Genomic DNA, 18,484 nt, shown 5'->3' with positions numbered 1-18,484 from the left:
CTCTCTGCCGAGCGAGTATTCAGGCTGAAACATCACTGAAAGATATATAGCGCCCATACCTCGCTATTCGTCCCAGGCGCGCACGAGACATCCACTTCGGCGCGGTTGTCCCCGAACAGAGTCATCGGGTGATTGCGGGCGATCCGGCGGCGCGCCATTTGTCTAAAATCATGACAAATCTGCATAACTTGTCGCGCAGGTATCACCGCCTGATCCCCCATCACATCCCGGTGCCCTCAGAGGAGTTGCGCGCATGAGCAAGCAGGTCGACGTCGTCGTCGCCGGAGGCGGCGGATTCATCGGTGGTCATCTCGTGAGCGATCTCCTCGCCCAGGGGCTGACCGTCCGCTCCGTCGACATCAAGCCCCGCCACGAGTGGTACCAGGCCCACGAGGGCGCCGAGAACACGGTCGCCGACCTGTCGCTCCTCGACAGCGCGCGCGCCGCCGTCGAGGGCGCCCGCACGGTGTACATGCTGGCCGCCGACATGGGCGGCATGGGCTTCATCGAGAACAACAAGGCCGCCTGCATGATGTCGGTGCTCACCAGCACCCACATGCTCCAGGCCGCGCACGAGGCGGGCGTGGAGCGCTACTTCTACTCCTCCTCGGCGTGCGTGTACGCCGCCGCGAAGCAGACCGACCCGAACCTCACCGCGCTGCGCGAGGAGGACGCCTACCCGGCGCAGCCGGAGGACGGCTACGGCTGGGAGAAGCTGTTCTCCGAGCGGATGTGCCGCCACTACGCCGAGGACTTCGGCTTCGTCACCCGTGTCGCCCGCTACCACAACGTGTACGGCCCGCACGGCACATGGACCGGCGGCCGGGAGAAGGCGCCGGCCGCGGTGTGCCGCAAGGTGGCCGAGGCGGCCGTCTCCGGGGAGCACCGGCTGGAGATCTGGGGCGACGGACAGCAGAGCCGTTCCTTCATGTACATCGACGACTGCGTCCACGGCAGCCAGATGATCCTCAACGGGGACAGCGGCGTCCCGGTCAACCTCGGCTCGTCGGAACTGGTGACGATCAATCAGCTCGTGGACATCGTCGAGCAGATCGCCGGCGTCCGCTGCGAGCGCACCTACCGGCTCGACGCCCCGCAGGGCGTGCGCGGCCGCAACTCCGACAACACCCTGATCCGCGAGATCTACGGCTGGGAACCGTCCGTGGCGCTCGCCGACGGCCTGGAGAAGACCTACGCCTGGGTCTACGACCAGGTCAAGCGCTCCCACCAGTGACGCGCGCCGACACCGACGAGAAAGGCGGCGGAGCAAGCGATGAGGATCCTCGTCCACGACTACAGCGGCCATCCGTTCCAGGCCCAGCTGAGCCGGGAGCTGGCGCGCCGCGGTCATGACGTCGTCCACTCGACGTGCACGGCGTACGTCTCCGGGAAGGGCGACCTCGTCTCGGACACCCCGGGGCTGCGCTTCGTCACCATCGGCGACGGCACCGCGCTGCGCAAGCAGGCCTACTTCCGCAGGCTGCGCCAGGAGACCCTGCTCGGCTTCGAACTGGCCCGCCAGGTGCGGCGTGAGAAGCCCGATGTGGCGATGCTGTCCAACCTGCCCATCCCGGTGCTGGTGGTCGCGGCGGCGGTGCTGCGGCGGATGGGCGTCCCGTGGGTGCTGTGGCACCAGGACGTGACGGCCGTGGCGCTGCGCAACTTCGCCGCCGCCGACGTCGCGCGGGCGATGGGGGTGGCCGCGCGGGTGTTCGGGGCCGGTGAGAAGTGGGCGGCGCACCGGGCCGCGGCGATCGTGGTGATCGCCGAGTCGTTCGTGCGGGTCCACGAGGAGTGGGGCACCGCCGGCAAGGTCACCGTCATCCCCAACTGGGCGCCGCTGGACGAGATCGTCCCGGTGGATCGGGCCAACGCCTGGTCCGCCGAGCACGGCCTCGACGGGGTGCGCACGGTGCTGTACTCGGGGACGCTGGGCCTCAAGCACAACCCGGAGCTGCTGGTGCGGCTGGCCGAGCGGCTGCGGCAGGAGGGCGCACCGGTGCGGCTGGTCGTCGTCAACGACGGTCCGGCCGTGCCCGTCCTCAGGGAGGCCGCCGCCGCCCGCGGCGTGGAGCTGACGCTGCTGCCCTTCCAGCCCTACGCGCGGCTGCCCGAGGTGCTGGGCTCGGGCGACATTCTGGTCGTGCTGCTGGCGGCGGACGCGGGCGAGTTCTCCGTGCCGTCCAAGACGCTGTCGTACCTGTGCGCCGGGCGGCCGGTGCTCGGTCTGATGCCCGCCGACAACCTGGCCGCGCACCTGCTGCGGCAGGCGGGCTCGGCGGTCTTCGCGCCGGAGGAGTCCTCGCTCGACGAGGCCTGCGCCTGGGTGCGGGACGTCCTGGCCGATCCGGCGCGGGCCGACGCGCTGGGCAAGGAGAGCCGCGCCCTCGCCGAGCGGGAGTTCGCCCTGGAGGACTGCGCGTCCCGCTTCGAGGACATCCTCCGCTCGGTGCACCTCACTTCGGCGCGCTGAACCGGCCGCGCGCAGTCGGGCTGCCGGCCTCCTCAGGTCCCTGAGGAGGCCGGCAGCCGGCGTGTGTCAACGGCGTCGCGGCCGGTCGCCGTAGACGCCTTCGAGGCGGTCCACCACGGCGCGGATGGAGAAGACCTCGTCGATCGCGCGACGGCCGGCGTCGGCCAGACGGCGGCGCAGGTGCTCGTCGAGGAGCAGAGCGGCCACCGCGTCGGCCAGTGACTCCGGACTGCCGTCGGTGACCAACGCGGCGTCACGGCACTCCAGTTCGGCCGCGATACCGCTGCTGTCCGTGCACACGACGGGAGTTCCCTCGGCGAGGGCTTCGAGCACCGTCATGGGGAACGGCTCGTGCACGCTCGGCAGGACGTAGACGGCCGCCGAGCGGTAGGCCTCGATCGCCGCCGCGTGGTCGAGCGCGCCGCCGTAGGAGACGACGTCGGTCAACCCACGTTCCGCGACGAGCCTGTTGACGGCCGGGAGCGAGCCCTCGTCCGCGCCGTACAGCGTGAAGCGGGCCTCGGGGATCTCCTTGTGGACCAGGGCGGCCATCTCGACGAACGCCTCGGGGCGTTTACGGGGGTGCAGCCGGGCCAGGAAGATCACCCGGTGCCCCTCCCGGGGACGCCGGGCGGCCTCGTCGGCCGAGGTGCGCAGTCCGTTGGGCAGGGACAGCAGCGGCGGCCCGGCCGGTCCCAACACTTCGCCCAGCGCCCGCCGTTCGCGGTCGGTCAGCACCAGGCAGCAGCGGGCGCGGCGCAGCAACGGCACATAGAGACGGTCGAAGAGCCGTGCGGCGCGGCCGGCCCGTGGTTCGACCATGCCGTGGGTCTGGGCGACGAAGTCGGCGCGCCGCAGCCGGGCCACGGTGAGCGCGGCGAGGGAGACGAGGTCGCGTCCGGTGTGAAGGTGGACGGTGTCGGCGCGGCCCATGGCGCGCCACAGGTCGCGCAGCAGCAGCGGGTGCATCATGCCGAGCAGTCCTCGGCTCGGTACGACGGACCGGGCCGGGCGGGAGACGAAGGGGACGGCGCCGATGTGCGAGGCGGCGCGCTCGCGTCCCCGCCACAGCGAGACCAGCGTGACGTCGTGGCCGCGGGCGGCGCACTCCTGGAGCTGTGCGACGGCCACGCTCGTGGGGCCGCCGAAGGCCCCGTCGTCGCTGACGAGGGTGACCACATGGACGAGTCTCATGACGCGACTCCCTCGACGGGGGCGTGGGCGGCGGTCGTAAGGGAGGCGCCGGCGAGGACCGCACCGGGGGCGAGGTCGCGGTGGGCGACCGCGCCGGCGCCCACCACCGCGCCCCGGCCGACCGTGACGCCGCGCAGCACGACCGCCCGGGCGGCGACCCAGCTGCCCGGCTCCAGCCGGACGGGCGCGTTGTCGAACTCGAAGGTGGCCGAGCGGCGCAGATGGCTTCCGGTGCACAGCAGCGCGCCCTGCGAGACGCAGCAGTCGCTGCCGATGGTGACCGGTTCGAGGTTGAGGATCCAGGCGTCCTCACCGATCCACACGTCGTCGCCGACGTCCAGTTTCCACGGCCAGTGGATGCGCACCCCCCGGCGGATCAGCACCCGCTCCCCGACGCGGGCGCCGAAGGCGCGCAGCAGGCGCGGCCGCCAGCGGGCCGGGAACCACCACTTGGTGAAGAGCAGATGGGAGGCGGCGTACCAGGCGGCCTGGTACGCCGTCGGGCGCCCTTTGTCGTATCCGGCGCCGGTGAAGCCGCGCAGGGAGCGCGGCGCGGGTGGCTCGGTGTGTGCCATGACGGTGTCCCTTTCCGGGGGCCCAAGACGTCCACGTCCGCGATCCTTCACGCCCCCCGGGAGGGATCACCCGCGATGGCCGCGTGTTGGCGGCAGACTTGCCCGGATGGCGGATGTGGCCCCGGTGGAGGCCACATCCGGCTCGAGGACCTTCAGTAGGCGCCCTGGCCGTCGAGCACGGCGCGCAGGGTTCGGGCCATGACGTTCATGTCCCCGGACAGCGACCAGTTGTCGACGTAGCGCAGGTCGAGGGCGACCGTCTCGCGCCAGGAGAGGTCCGAGCGTCCGCTCACCTGCCACAGACCGGTGAGGCCCGGCTTGATGCTCAGCCGGCGCATCTCGACGTTGTTGTACTTGACGACCTCCTCGGGCAGCGGCGGGCGGGGACCGACCAGGGACATGTGGCCGAAGAGGATGTTGAACAGCTGAGGCAGCTCGTCCAGGGAGTAGCGGCGCAGCACGCGTCCGACGGGGGTGACGCGCGGGTCGCGGCGCATCTTGAACATGTGCCCGTCGTTCTCGTTCTCCGCCTCCAGGCCGACCTTGAGGCGGTCCGCGTCGACGACCATCGTGCGGAACTTCCACATCGGGAACGGCTCGGTGTTGCGGCCGACGCGGGTCTGCCGGTAGAGGACGGGGCCGGGCGAACCCAGCCGAACGGCGAGCGCCAGCACGACGAGCAGCGGCGAGAGCAGGGCGATCAGCGCGAGTGCGCCCAGCCGGTCGACGGTCGACTTCACCACGGCGTGCACGCCGCCGCGCGGGGGCGGGGCGATGTGCAGCAGGGTGAGTCCGGCGGCCGAGGTGAGCCGCACGCGGCGGCGGGCGACCTCGACGATGCCGGGCAGGACCATCAGGGAGCGACCCTGGTCGTGCAGCATCCAGGACAGCCGTCGTACGCGCTCGCCCGACATGTGCCGGCCCGGCGCCACGAAGACCAGGTCGGCGGCGAGCTCGTCGGCCGCCGAGAGGACGGCCGCGGCGTCCGCGTCGGGCGCCTCGGGGGCCTCGCAGGGCAGCCGTACGCACACCGGGACGCCGGAGCTGACCTCGCCGTCGCCGACCGGGCAGGCTCCGACGATGACGTACTCGTGGTCGGTGCGCTGGGCGAGCTGCTCGACCACGGCGTCGATCGTGGGGCTCTCGCCGACGACCACCACATGGCGCAGGGCGCGGGCGTCCCGGCGGGCGGCGAGCAGATGACGGTGGATCGCCTTCTGGCAGACGCCGGTGAGGACGAGCGCGGGGATCAGAGCCGTGAACGCCTCGGCGGGCACGCTGTCCAGTCCGCAGACCACGCGGAGCGTCGCCAGCGCGCCGACCAGGACGAGCCAGTCTCTTATCACCGCCCTGAGGCCGCCTCCGTCGCCCCAGGCCGCAGGGGTGTACCGCTTGCTCATCACCCCGATGAGGGGCCACAGCAGGGCCGCGGCGGCCGCGAGGCGCAGCGGGTGGGGTTCCTGGACCTTCACGATCGTCGCGGCGACCGGCAGCGCCGCGCCGAGGAGGTCCACGCAGACCGAGAGGGGGACGTACCAGCGCGCCCGTGTCTCCTCCCGGTGGACGGGGCGGGGCGCCAGAGGTACCGGCGCCTGCCGGGACATCGCGATTCTGAATCGCCGCATGGTCTCCTTCAAACCCCCAGTCACGGAGAGCGGGCGGGAGCGCGCGGACCGTCGACGCGCGCAGCCGCACCCTGACATCGTGATCCTTATATCATCCGATACATAGGAATATCGGGCTTTGAGGTCCTCACTCTGCGTGGCTGACGCGAAGGGCCGACGTCTCGCGCTCCCGGGCGACTTGGGGCACGGTGGTGACAGCCGCAGTCGCATGTGCGGCCGTCGAGAGGAGCACCCGATGTCGAACCACACCTACCGGGTCACGGAGATCGTCGGCACCTCGCCGGACGGCGTGGACCAGGCGATCCGCAACGGGGTCACCCGGGCCTCGCAGACCCTGCGCAACCTGGACTGGTTCGAGGTGACCCAGGTGCGGGGGCAGATCGAGGACGGCGACATCGCCCACTGGCAGGTGGGACTGAAGGTCGGCTTCCGCCTGGAGGGCTCGGACTGAGGCTCGCCCGCCGGGCGGTGCGACTCAGGTACGCCCCTCCCGCTCCTGCGCCACACGCAGCGTGACCGAGGGGAGTGTCCAGCGCGCCCGGAGGACGGCGAAGCCGGCACGCTCGGCGTCGTCGCACACCAGCTCGTCGTCGTCGACCAGGATCCGCACCTCCCGGTCGCGGCCCAGCCGGCGCAGCACGTCCAGCTTGGTGCGGCGGGCGGGCCGGCGGTCGTCGTCGCGCCGCATGTACACACGCCCGTCCGGCAGGCCGTGCCGCGCGAGCCACTCCAGCGTGTCCCGCCGGCAGCGCTCGGGCCGTCCGGTGAGGTAGACGACCTCGCACTCCCGCGCGCTCTCCACCGCCAGGGCCACGCCCTCAGGGATCGGCGGGTCCTGCGGCGCGGCCGCGAAGAAGGCGTTCCAGTCCCGCGGCCGGCGCTCCAGGAACCGCTGCCGGTGGGAGGTGTCGGCGAGGGTGTTGTCCAGATCGAACACGGCGAGCGGCCGGTTCCTGCTGTCGGTCACCTCACCACCTTAGGGGTCCTTGCAGGCAGGGAATCACAGCGGTCGTCCCTTGTTGGACAAGGGGTGAGCTCTGTGATCGAAGGCGCCCGGTTCTCCGTGCTGGACCGCTCCCGCGTCCGGGAGGGGCATTCCGCCGGCGCCGCCCTGCGGGACACGGTGGCCCTGGCCCGGAAGGCGGAAGCGCTCGGCTTCCACCGTTTCTGGGTGTCCGAGCACCACGGCGTGCCCGGCGTCGCCGGTTCCGCGCCGACCGTCCTCGCCGCCGCCGTGGCCGCCGCGACCACCACGATCCGCGTCGGCACCGGCGGGGTCATGCTGCCCAACCACCGGCCGCTGGTGGTGGCCGAGCAGTTCGGGGTGCTGGAGTCCCTGTTCCCCGGCCGGATCGACATGGGCCTCGGCCGCTCCGTCGGCTTCACCGACGGCGTGCGCAGGGCCCTCGGGCGCGGCAAGGAGGACGCCGAGGACTTCGCGGCCCAACTTCGTGACCTGCTCGGCTGGTTCCGGGGCACGTCCCCGACGGGTGTGCACGCACGGCCGTCCGAGGGACTGTCCGTGCCGCCGTTCGTGCTGGCGATGGGCGAGGGCGCGCGGATCGCGGCGGAGGCGGGGCTGCCGATGGTCGTCGGCGACCTGCGCGACCGCGACCGGATGCGGCGCGCCACGGACCTGTACCGGGAGCGCTTTCGCCCCTCCGCGTGGGCGACGGAGCCCTACGTCGTCGTCTCGGGCACGGTCGCCGTCGCCGGGACGCCCGAGGAGGCCCGGCGGCTGCTGATGCCGGAGGCCTGGTCGATGGCGCACTCCCGCACCCACGGTGTCTTCCCGCCGCTGCCGCCGGCCGAGCGGGTCGAGGCGCTGACGATGACCGCGAAGGAGCGCGGTCTGTACGAGGCCGGCCTCGCCGGACACATCGCGGGCACCGAGGAGCAGGTCGCCGAGGAGCTCCGGACGGTGCTGAAGGAGACGCAGGCGCAGGAGGTCCTCGTCACGACCAGCACGTACGACCGGCCCGCGCTGCTCGACTCCTACCGCCGGCTGGCCCGGCTCGTGCGCCCCTGAGAGGGAGGATTCACCCGTCCGAGTCGTCGGCCGTACCGCCGCGGGAGCCCCGGCGGCCGCCCCCGGCCATGCTCACCAGCTGTCCCAGGCCCACAGTGACGGCGGCGACCCCGCGTACCCAGCGCGGCCCGCCCCGCGCCGCCCACACCACGCAGACGCACCCTCCGACAACGAGCACGAGCACACACGACAAGACGAACACGGCCACGCCGTCCCCCCAGCTTCCTCACGGTCCGCGCCATCCTCGCAGACGGCCCGCGCGGGCCCGCGCCCGGTTCCGCCGCTGCTCGCGCCAACTCATCTGCGGCAGCTCGTTTCTTCCCCTGTCCTCGCCCCGCGTACCCGCGCCCCCGCCTCGGCGGCGAGTCGTCTGCGGTCGGGGTGGGCGCCCGGCTCGATGACCGGCAGCACCTCCACCTCGGCCATCAGCCCGCGGGCCGTCGCCACCCGCCACAGCGAGGCGAGCAGCGGGTCGTCGCCGACGAAGGCGGGCCTCGTGCTGGCCGCGCCGCCGGGGGCCCGGTAGCGGATGCGCACCGGCTGGACCGGCGCCCCGGCGTCCAACGCGGCCTGGAAGACGGCTCGTCTGAAGCGCCCCTGGTCCCGGCCGCACCAGGTGCTGCCCTCGGGGAACACCGCGACGGCCCGCCCGGCGCGCAGCTCCCCGGCGATCCGGCCGACCGTTCCGGGCAGGGCGCGCAGCCGGTCGCGCTCGATGAACAGGACGCCCCCGCGCGCGGCGAGCGCTCCCGCGAGCGGCCAGCGCCGGATCTCGGCCTTGGCGAGCATGCGGGCCGGGCGGACGGCGGCCAGCAGGGGGACGTCCAGCCAGGAGATGTGGTTGGCGACCAGCAGCAGCCCGCCGGCGGGCGCGGCGGCGCCGCGGGTGCGGATGCGGACCCCGGCCGCGCGTACGACCGCCCGGCTCCACGCCCGTACCGCGCCGGCCGGGATCCGGGTCCCGAGCGGCGAGAGGAGGGTCCCGGCGAGCACGAGCAGCGCCACCCCCGTGAGCCGCGCCGCCGCCCGCGGCACGGCGGCGAGCAGCGCCCCGTCGGGGGCGGCGGCCTCGACGCACGCCCGTGGGGTGCAGGGCGCGCCGGGCAGCCAGACGCTCATCAGGCCGGGACGAGGGAGAGGAAGTGCCGCAGGTAGCGCGGGTCGACCCGGCGCATCGACAGCAGCACGTAGAGGTCGGCGACGCCGAAGTCGGGGTCGTGGGCGGGCTCGCCGCACACCTGGGCGCCCAGGCGCAGGTAGCCGCGCAGCAGGGCGGGCAGTTCGGTGCGGGCGGGCGGTGTGACGCCGGCCGGCGGCGTCCACGGCAGCAGCGGCCGGACCCTGAACTCGGTCGGCGCGAGATGCCTTTCCCGCACCCGGTCCCAGACGCCCGCGGCGAGCGCCCCGCCGTCGGCGAGCGGGACGGAGCAGCAGCCGGCGAGCCATTCATGGCCGCGGTCCACCATGTACCGGGCTATCCCGGCCCAGATGAGCCCGATGACGGCGCCGTCGCGGTGGTCGGGGTGCACACAGGAGCGGCCGACCTCGACGAGGGCGGGGCGGATGCCGTCGAGGCGGGTCAGGTCGAACTCGCCCTCGGAGTACAGCCGTCCGGCGACCGCGGCGCGTTCCGGCGGCAGCAGCCGGTAGGTGCCGACGACCTGGCCGGTGGCCGTGTCGCGCACCAGCAGGTGGTCGCAGCAGGCGTCGAAGGGGTCGACGTCCAGGCCGGGCCGGGGAGAGGAGAGCAGGGCGCCCATCTCCCCGGCGAACACGTCGTGCCGCAGCCGCTGAGCGGCCCGCACGTCGGCCTCGTCGCGGGCCAGGCTCACGCTGTAACGGCCGGGTGCCATGTGCTGCGGGGGACGGTCGAGCGTGGAAACGCCGGTCATGGCTCACTCCAGGGACGGGCCACTACGGGGACGGTGGCGTACCCCTCGTTTCTCCCGATCCTGGTTGGCGAGAACATGACCGACGCCGGGAGCCCGCATGTGGGAATGCTGAACCCCAGGCGACCGCAACGCCTCAGGGGCGCGGGGAACCGCGCGACCAGCCCCCCACAGCCCACGCCCCGAGGACGGCGAGCCCCCTGCCGCGCTACCGCCCGGCCTTCCGCACGGCCCGCAGCCACTCCCTGTTCATCCCGGTGATCGACGCCAGCGGAATCCCCTTGGGGCAAGCCACCGCGCACTCGCCGGCGAGAGTGCAGCCGCCGAACCCCTCCTCGTCCATCTGCGCCACCATGTCCAGCACCCGCGTCTCGCGTTCGGGCGCTCCCTGCGGCAGCGCGCCCAGGTGGTTGACCTTGGCGGAGGTGAACAGCATGGCCGCGCCGTTGGGACAGGCGGCGACACACGCCCCGCACCCGATGCACTCCGCGTGCTCGAAGGCGAAGTCGGCGTCCGGCTTGGGCACCGGCGTGGCGTGGGCCTCCGGCGCGGAACCGGTCGGCGCGGTGACGTACCCGCCGGCCTGGATGATCCGGTCGAGGGCGGACCGGTCGACGACCAGGTCCTTGATGACGGGGAAGGCCGACGCCCGCCAGGGCTCGACGTCGATCGTGTCGCCGTCGGCGAAGGAACGCAGGTGCAGCTGGCAGGTGGTCGTCCGCTCCGGGCCGTGCGCTTCGCCGTCGATGACGAGCGAGCATGCTCCGCAGATGCCCTCGCGGCAGTCGTGGTCGAAGGCGACCGGGTCCTCGCCGCGCAGGACGAGATCCTCGTTGAGCGTGTCGAGCAGTTCCAGGAAGGACATGTCGGGCGAGACGCCGTCCACCTCGTACGTGGACATCGCGCCGTCGGCGTCGGCGTTCTTCTGCCGCCAGACGCGCAGGGTGAGCTTCATGCGTAGCTCCGCTGGGTGGGGTGGACGTACTCGAAGACCAGGTCTTCCTTGTGCAGGACGGGAGCCTCGCCCGGGCCGGTGAACTCCCAGGCGGCCGCGTAGGCGAACTCGTCGTCCTTGCGGGCGGCTTCGCCGTCGGAGGTCTGGGACTCCTCCCGGAAGTGGCCGCCGCAGGACTCGGCGCGGTGCAGCGCGTCGAGGCACATCAGCTCGGCGAGTTCGAGGTAGTCGACGAGGCGGTTGGCCTTCTCCAGCGACTGGTTGAACTCCTCGCCGGTGCCGGGAATCTTGACGCGCCGCCAGAACTCGTCACGGATACGGGGAATGCGTTCCAGGGCCTTGCGCAGTCCGGGCTCGGAGCGGGCCATGCCGCAGAACTCCCACATGAGCTCGCCGAGTTCACGGTGGAAGGAGTCGGGGGTGCGGTCGCCGTCGACGGCGAGCAGCAGGTTCAGCCGGTCCTGGGTGTCCGCCAACGCCTCCTGCACGGCCGGGTGTTCGCCGGTCACCTCGTCCTGGGCGGGGGTGCGGGCGAGGTAGTCGTTGACGGTCGCCGGCAGCACGAAGTAGCCGTCGGCCAGGCCCTGCATGAGGGCGGAGGCGCCGAGGCGGTTGGCGCCGTGGTCGGAGAAGTTGGCCTCGCCGATCGCGAACAGGCCGGGGACGGTGGTCTGGAGGTCGTAGTCGACCCACAGTCCGCCCATCGTGTAGTGCACGGCGGGGTAGATCCGCATCGGCACCTCGTACGGATCCTCGTCGGTGATCCGCTGGTACATGTCGAAGAGGTTGCCGTACTTGGCCTCGACCGCCTCACGGCCCATGCGCTCGACGGCGTCGGCGAAGTCGAGGTAGACGCCCTGCCCGCCGGGGCCCACTCCCCTGCCCTCGTCGCAGACGTTCTTCGCGGCGCGGGAGGCGATGTCGCGCGGGACCAGGTTGCCGTAGGAGGGGTAGACGCGCTCCAGGTAGTAGTCGCGTTCGTCCTCGGGGATGCGCTCCGGCGGACGGGTGTCGCCCTTCGCCTTCGGGACCCAGATCCGGCCGTCGTTGCGCAGCGACTCGCTCATCAGGGTCAGCTTCGACTGGTGGTCGCCGGTGCGCGGGATGCAGGTGGGGTGGATCTGGGTGAAACACGGGTTGGCGAAGTACGCGCCGCGCCGGTGCGCCCGCCAGATCGCGGTGGCGTTGGAGTTCATGGCGTTGGTGGACAGATAGAAGACGTTGCCGTAGCCGCCGCTGGCGAGGACGACGGCGTCCGCGAAGTAGGTGTCGATCCTCCCCGTGACCAGGTCCCGGGCCACGATCCCGCGGGCCCGCCCGTCGACGACGATCAGGTCGAGCATCTCGGTGCGGGGGTGCAACTCCACGTTCCCGGCGGCGATCTGGCGGGACAGCGCCTGGTACGCGCCGAGCAGCAGTTGCTGGCCCGTCTGGCCGCGGGCGTAGAAGGTACGCGAGACCTGGACGCCGCCGAAGGAGCGGGTGTCGAGCAGACCGCCGTACTCACGGGCGAAGGGCACGCCCTGCGCCACGCACTGGTCGATGATCTCGACCGAGATCTGCGCCAGCCGGTGCACGTTGGACTCGCGCGCCCTGAAGTCGCCGCCCTTGACGGTGTCGTAGAACAGCCGGCGCACGGAGTCGCCGTCGTTGCGGTAGTTCTTCGCCGCGTTGACGCCGCCCTGCGCGGCGATGGAATGCGCGCGGCGCGGAGAGTCCTGGTAGCAGAACTGGACGACGCGGTAGCCCTGTTCGGCGAGGGTCGCGCCGGCGGACCCGCCGGCGAGGCCGGTGCCGACGACGATCACGGTGTGCTTGCGGCGGTTGGCGGGGTTCACCAGCCCGGCCTCGAACCGGCGCTTGTCCCAGCGTTCGGCGACGGGGCCGGAGGGAGCCTTGTCATCGACGAGGGGCTCGCCGGTGCGGTAGTCGGCGTAGTCGGTCATGTCAGCTCACCACTTCGGTCATGACGGCCACGGGTACGGCGATGAAGCCGGCCGTGAGCAGCAGCGCGAGGACGTTCGCGGCGGTCTTCAGCGCGCGGTCCCGGCGGCGGCTGCCGACGCCGAGGGTCTGGGCGGCGCTCCAGAAGCCGTGCCGGACATGCAGGCCCAGCGCGAGCATCGCCGTGATGTAGACGGCGTTGCCGTACCAGGTGGAGAAGGTGTCCACCACGTTCTGGTAGGGGCGGCCCTCCTGGAAGCCGCCCGGGTGCACGGTCCCGGTGGTCAGGTCGAGGATGTGCCACACGATGAACAGGGCGAGGATGATCCCGCCCCAGCGCATGGTGCGGGTGGCATAGGTCGTGCGCGCCTTGCGGTGCACGTAGCCGATGGGGCGCGCCCTGATGTCGCGGCGGCTGAGCTGGTACGCGGAGACGGCGTGCGCGACGACCGCGAGCAGCAGGACGATCCGGACCAGCCAGAGCGTCCACTCGTAGTGCATGAACGGTTCGCCGACCGTGCGCAGCCAGTGGGCGTAGTGGTTGAACTCGGCCGCGCCGAAGAAGATCTTCAGGTTGCCGATCATATGGACGACCAGGTACAGCAGCATGATCACGCCGCTGACGGCCATCACCGTCTTCTTGCCGACAGAGGAGTCCCACACGGTGCGTGCCATGGACGGCCGTCGGTCCGACCGCGTTGCCAGAGCCATGGGTCAAGACGCTAGAGCGCGCTCCCCCGATCGGTCCAAGACATGGTCCGGTTCGTTTCGATAGGGCGCGCCTATCATGACGGGGTGCAGTTCCAGCAGCTCCAGTACTTCGTGGCGGTCGCCGAGACCCGGCACTTCACCCGGGCCGCCGCACTCGTCCATGTCGCGCAGCCGTCGCTCTCCCAGCAGATCCGGTCGCTGGAAAGGGAGCTGGGGGCTGATCTGTTCCTGCGGGCGCGCGGCAACATCACGCTCACCGACGCCGGCGAGGCGCTGCTGCCGCTGGCCCGCCGCATCCTCGCGGACGCGGAGACCGCGCGCCACGAGGTACGGGAACTGGTGCAGCTGCGGGGCGGACGGGTTCGCCTGGGCGCCACGCCCAGCCTGTGCACGGGTCTGCTGCCGGACGTGCTGCGCGCCTTCCACGACCGCTATCCCGGCGTCCGGCTGCTGATCGAGGAGGGCGGCTCCCACGATCTGGTGCGACTGCTGGCCTGTGGGGCGCTCGATCTCGCGCTGGTGGTGCTGCCGCTGCCGTCGCCGTCCCCGGCGCTGACGACGGTGGAGCTGCTGCGGGAGGACCTGGTCGTGGTGTCCTCCCCCGAGGCTCCCGAGCCGGGAGGCGGCGGCCGACGGCCGGTGCGCATCGCCGACCTGGAGGAAGAGCGCCTGGTGATGTTCCGGCACGGCTACGACCTGCGGGAGCTGACCGTCGCCGCGTGTCGCTCCGCCGGGTTCGAGCCGGACTTCGCCGTGGAGGGCGGGGAGATGGACGCGGTGCTGGGTTTCGTGCGGGCGGGGCTGGGGGTGGCCGTCGTGCCGCGGATGGTGGCCTCGGGGGCGGGGCGGGGCCTCCGGGTCACTCCGTTGGCCCGGCCGGGGCTCCACCGTACGATCGCGCTGGCGCACCGCAGCGATGTGGCTCCGCCTCGGGCTGCCCGGGAGTTGCAGCGGATGTTGTTCGAGCGGTGAGGTTGCGCTGCCGCGCCGGTGCGCCGTCGTACTGCGCGCGGTTCGTCGGGTGCGGGTCGTTTGTGGCTGGCCGCGCAGTTCCCCGCGCCCCTGGCGGGGTGCACTCCCGCCGGTCGCGCCTGCCGGGCGGTGCTCGTGGTCGCGCCCCCGCGGCGGAGCCGCAGATCGATACAGCCCCGCGCCCCTAGCCGCGTGCACTCCCGCCGGTCGCGCCTGCCGGGCGGTGCTCGCGGTCGCGCCCCCGCGGCGGAGCCGCAGATCGATACAGCCCCGCACCCCTAGCCGCGTGCACCCCCGCCGGTCGCGCCTGCCGGGCGGTGCTCGCGGTCGCACCCCCGCGGCGGAGCCGCAGATCGATACAGCCCCGCACCCCTAGCCGCGTGCACCCCCGCCGGTCACGTCCGTGTGGCGGGGCCGCACGTTGATGCAGCCCCGCCCCGTTCCTGCACACAGTGCTCAGGGTGTGTCCGGGGGGACCGGGGTGCCCTGGTGGTAGTACATGCGCCAGCCCGTCGCCTCGTCCTGCTTGCGCCAGAGGGAGGTGCGGCGGGCCCTCCGGCCCTCGAAGTGCGTCTCGTAGGTGAGCTGTACCAGGCCGGGGGCCAGGACGACGCCCGTGATGGCCGACGGGTCGTAGCGCGGGCCGTCCGCCGAACTGCCCGCGTGGTCGGGCAGCCAGGCCATCATGTCGTCGTACGTGTAGCGCCGGCCGGAGGAGCCGACCTCGACGAACTCCGGGTCGAGCAGTCGCTGGTAGCGGTCCCTGGAGGAGCGCACGGCCGGGTCCAGCAGGCTGAGTTCGCCCCGGATCGCCTCGTTCACGTCATCGGATTCCTGAGTCACCCGCACATGATCACCCGCGGCCGGGGCGCCCCTCAACCGAGTTGCGCGCTCACCCCGTGGCATCCACCAGGGTCAGTTCGTGCAGGCGGTCCGGCGGGCCGGGGCGGGCGTAGTACCAGCCCTGGGCCGTGTCGCAGCCCAGCAGCCGGAGCTGGTCGGCCTGAGCGCCGGTCTCCACGCCCTCCACCGTGACCGTGAGGTCCAGACTGTGGGCGAGGGAGACGATCCCGTCGACGATCTTCAGGTCGACGGGGTCGGCCGGGAACCGCTGCATGCTCTGGGTGAAGGAGCGGTCCAGCTTGAGGACGCTGACCGGCAGCCGGCGCAGGTTGGCCAGGTTGGAGTAGCCGGTGCCGAAGTCGTCGAGGGCGATGTCGACGCCCATCTCGGCGAGCCGGCGCAGCGGTTTGAGCAGGTCGTCGTCGGCGCCGATCAAGGCGGACTCGGTGACCTCCAGGCACAGCGCCCGCGGTTCGACGCCCGCGCGCTCCAGGATGTCGACGGTGTCCTGTACCAGCCCCGGATGAGTGAGCTGGCAGGGCGAGAGGTTGACGTTGACGCGGAGCGGGCCCGTCAGGCCGTCGCGCTCCCTCCAGTCGCGGGCCTGGCGCACCGACTGCTCCAGCACCCAGCGGCCCAGCGGGACGATCAGCCCGGTGTGCTCGGCGAGCGGGATGAAGCGGTCGGGGCCGAGGACGCCGTGCTGCGGGTGCAGCCAGCGCACCAGGGCCTCCGCGCCGCGCACGCTGCCGTCGCCGAGGTGGACCAGCGGCTGGTACTCGATGAAGAACTCGCCCCGCTCCAGCGCGGCCGGCAGCGCGGTGGTCAGTCCGTGCCGGGTGATGGCGCGGGCGTCGGCCTCGGGGTCGGCCAGCTCGAAGCGGTTGCCGCCGGCCGACTTGGCCCGGTACATCGTGATGTCGGCGCTGCGCAGCACCTCCGCCGGGCTGCGCTCCCCCGCGCAGCCCTCGACGATGCCGATGCTGCCGCGCACGGTCAGCTCCCGGCCCTCGATGCGCACGGGCGCGACCAGGGCGTTCTGGATGCGCGCGGCGAGGTCGTCGACCTCGCGGCGGGTCTCGGGGCCGGTGGTGAGCGCCACGAACTCGTCGCCGCCGAGCCGGGCCACCATCTCGCCCGGCGCGGTCGCGCAGCCCTGGAGGCGGTCGGCGACCTCGACGAGCAGCCGGTCGCCGGCCGCGTGGCCGAGGCTGTCGTTGATGGTCTTGAAACCGTCCAGGTCCAGGTAGCACAGGCCGAAGCGCTGCTCGTCCCCGGCGGCCAGCACCTTTTCCAGGCGCTCGAAGAACAGGGTGCGGTTGGGCAGCCCGGTGAGAGCGTCGTGGGTGGCCTCGTAGCGCAGCCGCAGGTTGAGCAGGCGGCGCTCGGTGGTGTCCTCCATCAGCGCCAGCTGGTACTGCGGCTCGCCGTCCGCGTCCCGCAGCAGGGAGACCGTCAGATTGGTCCACAGCGCGGTGCCGTCGGGCCGGTGGAACGCCTTCTCCACGTGGTAGTGCTCGCGTTCGCCGCGCACCAGCTCCTCGTAGAGCCGCCACACCTGGGGGGCGTCGTCCGGGTGGGTCCACTCCCGCACGTTGCGTCCGCGCATCGACTGCTCGCCGCCGCCGAACATCCGCAGCATCGCCCCGTTGACCTGGAGGACGTTGCCTTCGAGGTCGGCGATGCCGATCCCTATCGCCGCGCCCTCGAACACGGCGCGGAAGCGGGCCTCGCTGGAGTGCAGGGCCTGCGCCACCACGCCCTGCGCCCGCAGCGCGGCCTGGGCGATGGCCTCCTGCTCGGCGAGCGTCCGCTCGCGCAGGGCCTGGGCGAAGCCGGCCGCCATGGCGTGCTGGAGCCGGGAGCAGCGGCTGCGCAGGTCCTCCGGCGGGCCGTCCCCGCCGCAGTACAGCACCAGGTAGGCGTCGACGCAGTCCAGGCTGCGGCTGAGGGCCTCGGGGTCGGTGCAGTGCGCGTCGACGAGCGCGGCGCCGACCGCCCGGCCGGTCCCGGCGTCGAAGGTCCAGGCGTGCAGCGCCCCGCTCAGCCGCCGGGCCAGCGGCAGCAGCCGCTCCTCGAACTCCGCCCTGGTCAGCGACGTCGAGGTCACCGGGAACACCGCCCGGCTCCAGATCGTCGCGAACCGCCGCAGTCTGTCCTCCGGCCCGTCCGGCTCGGCGGTCACGAGGTGCGTCCCACGCCGGCGAACCCGGAGAAGGCGTACGGGTCCTCGTCCTCCGGTGCTGTCTCCGGCCGCCAGAGCGGCGGCGGCACCAGTCCCGGTTCCACCATGTCGTACCCCTCGAAGAACCGCGCGATCTCGTCGCGCGAGCGCATGATCAGCGGGTTGCGGATGTCCTCGTACACGTCCACCGCGCCCTCGGCCCGCTGCTGCGGCAGCGGGATCCCCTCGTAGGAGGCATGCGTGAGGACGAGCAGGCTGCCCGGCGCGAGCGCACCGGCCAGCTCGGCCACCGCCGCGTACGGGTCGTCCTCGTCCTCGACGAAGTGCAGTACGGCGACGAGCAGCAGCGCCACCGGCCTCTCCAGGTCCAGGAGTCGGCTCACCTGGGGGTCGGCCAGGATCTCCCGCGGCTTGCGCAGGTCGGCGGCGACGACTCCGGTGTTCTCGTCACCTTCCAGGACCGCCTGGCTGTGAGCGACGGCGACCGGGTCGTGGTCGACGTAGACGACCCGGGCGCCGGGGTCGGCGGCCCGGGCCACCTCGTGGACGTTGCCGTGCGTCGGTATGCCCGAACCGACGTCCAGGAACTGGGTGACGCCCTCGCCGATCGCGTGGCGCACCGCGCGGCGCAGGAACGCCCGGTTCGCCTGCATGATCTTCGGCAGTCCCGGCATGAAGTCCATGGCCCTGCGGGCCGCTTCCCGGTCGACCTCGAAGTTGTGCGAACCGCCCAGGTAGTAGTCGTAGATCCGCGAGACACTGGGCACGGAGACGTCGATGCTCCGGGGGGCCCAGGCGGGACGGTCCATCTATCTCTCCAAGGCGTAGGCGATCCGGTGTTCGAGCAGAGGCTACTGATCGCCTGCCAAACGGGCGAGCGGAAACGGAAATTGACCATCCGTTCCCGGTCACTGCCTGCGGCACGTGCCGCGACGGCACGTCCTGCCGGAGTCCCGCGTCCCGCCCGTCGCAAAGTACCCCAAGGGCGGCGCGCCGGACAGCACAAGGGTCCGCCCCCTCCGTGCGGCGCGGAGGGGGCGGACCGGGGGCCGGACGTGCCGGGCGCAGTATGCGGGATCAGCCCTGGGG

General features: G+C 72.5%; 18 protein-coding genes. 5 read left to right on the top strand and 13 right to left on the bottom strand.

Annotated elements, in window-relative coordinates; genetic code table 11:
- The first annotated feature begins 253 nt into the window (after positions 1 to 253).
- Positions 254 to 1,234 carry an NAD-dependent epimerase/dehydratase family protein gene (locus tag ACIOC0_RS32150; protein ID WP_402159260.1) on the top strand — a complete coding sequence of 327 codons (981 nt, stop codon included), beginning with the start codon at positions 254 to 256 and terminating at the stop codon, positions 1,232 to 1,234.
- 39 nt (positions 1,235 to 1,273) lie between these two features.
- Entirely contained in the window at positions 1,274 to 2,473 is a 1,200-nt protein-coding gene (locus tag ACIOC0_RS32145) for a glycosyltransferase family 4 protein (RefSeq protein ID WP_402159259.1), read from the top strand.
- Positions 2,474 to 2,539: 66 nt separating this feature from the next.
- Here the strand turns inward: ACIOC0_RS32145 and ACIOC0_RS32140 are convergent, their stop codons facing one another.
- The 3 genes from ACIOC0_RS32140 to ACIOC0_RS32130 form a co-directional block, all read right to left on the bottom strand.
- Positions 2,540 to 3,667: a glycosyltransferase gene (locus ACIOC0_RS32140; protein WP_402159258.1), complete on the bottom strand. Its 1,128-nt coding sequence runs from the start codon at positions 3,665 to 3,667 to the stop codon at positions 2,540 to 2,542.
- Entirely contained in the window at positions 3,664 to 4,242 is a 579-nt protein-coding gene (locus tag ACIOC0_RS32135) for a DapH/DapD/GlmU-related protein (protein ID WP_402159257.1), read from the bottom strand. The genes ACIOC0_RS32140 and ACIOC0_RS32135 overlap by 4 nt, the downstream gene beginning before the upstream one ends.
- A 152-nt stretch (positions 4,243 to 4,394) precedes the next feature.
- A complete protein-coding gene (locus ACIOC0_RS32130) occupies positions 4,395 to 5,867 on the bottom strand; it encodes a sugar transferase (protein WP_402159256.1) in 1,473 nt (490 codons plus the stop codon).
- 235 nt (positions 5,868 to 6,102) lie between these two features.
- On the opposite strand from ACIOC0_RS32130, the gene ACIOC0_RS32125 reads away from it, so the two are divergent.
- Positions 6,103 to 6,318: a dodecin gene (locus tag ACIOC0_RS32125; RefSeq protein WP_351096401.1), complete on the top strand. Its 216-nt coding sequence runs from the start codon at positions 6,103 to 6,105 to the stop codon at positions 6,316 to 6,318.
- Positions 6,319 to 6,342: 24 nt separating this feature from the next.
- Here the strand turns inward: ACIOC0_RS32125 and ACIOC0_RS32120 are convergent, their stop codons facing one another.
- Entirely contained in the window at positions 6,343 to 6,834 is a 492-nt protein-coding gene (locus ACIOC0_RS32120) for a hypothetical protein (protein WP_402159255.1), read from the bottom strand.
- 63 nt (positions 6,835 to 6,897) lie between these two features.
- On the opposite strand from ACIOC0_RS32120, the gene ACIOC0_RS32115 reads away from it, so the two are divergent.
- Positions 6,898 to 7,896 carry an LLM class flavin-dependent oxidoreductase gene (locus ACIOC0_RS32115; RefSeq protein ID WP_402159254.1) on the top strand — a complete coding sequence of 333 codons (999 nt, stop codon included), beginning with the start codon at positions 6,898 to 6,900 and terminating at the stop codon, positions 7,894 to 7,896.
- Between the two features lie 10 nt (positions 7,897 to 7,906).
- On the opposite strand, the gene ACIOC0_RS32110 is transcribed toward ACIOC0_RS32115, so the two are convergent.
- From ACIOC0_RS32110 to ACIOC0_RS32085, 6 genes are all read right to left on the bottom strand, one after another.
- A complete protein-coding gene (locus ACIOC0_RS32110; RefSeq protein WP_402159253.1) occupies positions 7,907 to 8,104 on the bottom strand; it encodes a hypothetical protein in 198 nt (65 codons plus the stop codon).
- Between the two features lie 89 nt (positions 8,105 to 8,193).
- Positions 8,194 to 9,015 carry a lysophospholipid acyltransferase family protein gene (locus ACIOC0_RS32105; RefSeq protein WP_402159252.1) on the bottom strand — a complete coding sequence of 274 codons (822 nt, stop codon included), beginning with the start codon at positions 9,013 to 9,015 and terminating at the stop codon, positions 8,194 to 8,196.
- On the bottom strand, positions 9,015 to 9,788 hold the full coding sequence (locus ACIOC0_RS32100; protein WP_402159251.1) for a GNAT family N-acetyltransferase: 774 nt from the start codon (positions 9,786 to 9,788) through the stop codon (positions 9,015 to 9,017). Before ACIOC0_RS32100 ends, ACIOC0_RS32105 begins: the two co-directional genes overlap by 1 nt.
- 205 nt (positions 9,789 to 9,993) lie before the next feature.
- Positions 9,994 to 10,740 carry a succinate dehydrogenase/fumarate reductase iron-sulfur subunit gene (locus ACIOC0_RS32095; RefSeq protein ID WP_402159250.1) on the bottom strand — a complete coding sequence of 249 codons (747 nt, stop codon included), beginning with the start codon at positions 10,738 to 10,740 and terminating at the stop codon, positions 9,994 to 9,996.
- The gene (locus tag ACIOC0_RS32090) at positions 10,737 to 12,686 is read right to left on the bottom strand and encodes a fumarate reductase/succinate dehydrogenase flavoprotein subunit (RefSeq protein WP_402159249.1); all 1,950 of its coding nucleotides are present in this window, start codon (positions 12,684 to 12,686) and stop codon (positions 10,737 to 10,739) included. Before ACIOC0_RS32090 ends, ACIOC0_RS32095 begins: the two co-directional genes overlap by 4 nt.
- Position 12,687: 1 nt before the next feature.
- Positions 12,688 to 13,359 carry a succinate dehydrogenase gene (locus ACIOC0_RS32085; RefSeq protein WP_402159248.1) on the bottom strand — a complete coding sequence of 224 codons (672 nt, stop codon included), beginning with the start codon at positions 13,357 to 13,359 and terminating at the stop codon, positions 12,688 to 12,690.
- A 120-nt stretch (positions 13,360 to 13,479) separates the two neighbouring features.
- Between ACIOC0_RS32085 and ACIOC0_RS32080 the strand changes: the two genes are divergently transcribed.
- Entirely contained in the window at positions 13,480 to 14,367 is an 888-nt protein-coding gene (locus ACIOC0_RS32080; protein ID WP_402159247.1) for a LysR family transcriptional regulator, read from the top strand.
- 456 nt (positions 14,368 to 14,823) lie between these two features.
- Here the strand turns inward: ACIOC0_RS32080 and ACIOC0_RS32075 are convergent, their stop codons facing one another.
- Genes ACIOC0_RS32075 through ACIOC0_RS32065 form a run of 3 tightly spaced genes read right to left on the bottom strand, consistent with a single transcriptional unit; the run spans position 14,824 to position 18,204 of the window.
- Positions 14,824 to 15,210: a DUF4440 domain-containing protein gene (locus tag ACIOC0_RS32075; RefSeq protein WP_402159246.1), complete on the bottom strand. Its 387-nt coding sequence runs from the start codon at positions 15,208 to 15,210 to the stop codon at positions 14,824 to 14,826.
- A 49-nt stretch (positions 15,211 to 15,259) separates the two neighbouring features.
- On the bottom strand, positions 15,260 to 17,395 hold the full coding sequence (locus tag ACIOC0_RS32070) for a putative bifunctional diguanylate cyclase/phosphodiesterase (RefSeq protein ID WP_402159245.1): 2,136 nt from the start codon (positions 17,393 to 17,395) through the stop codon (positions 15,260 to 15,262).
- A complete protein-coding gene (locus ACIOC0_RS32065) occupies positions 17,392 to 18,204 on the bottom strand; it encodes an SAM-dependent methyltransferase (RefSeq protein WP_402159244.1) in 813 nt (270 codons plus the stop codon). The genes ACIOC0_RS32070 and ACIOC0_RS32065 overlap by 4 nt, the downstream gene beginning before the upstream one ends.
- Positions 18,205 to 18,484: the final 280 nt, after the last annotated feature.

This window comes from Streptomyces sp. NPDC088254 (genome assembly GCF_044740925.1).
GTDB lineage: Bacteria > Actinomycetota > Actinomycetes > Streptomycetales > Streptomycetaceae > Streptomyces.
Note: the sequence above shows the minus strand (reverse complement) of the source record. Positions and strands in the feature narration are given on the sequence as shown.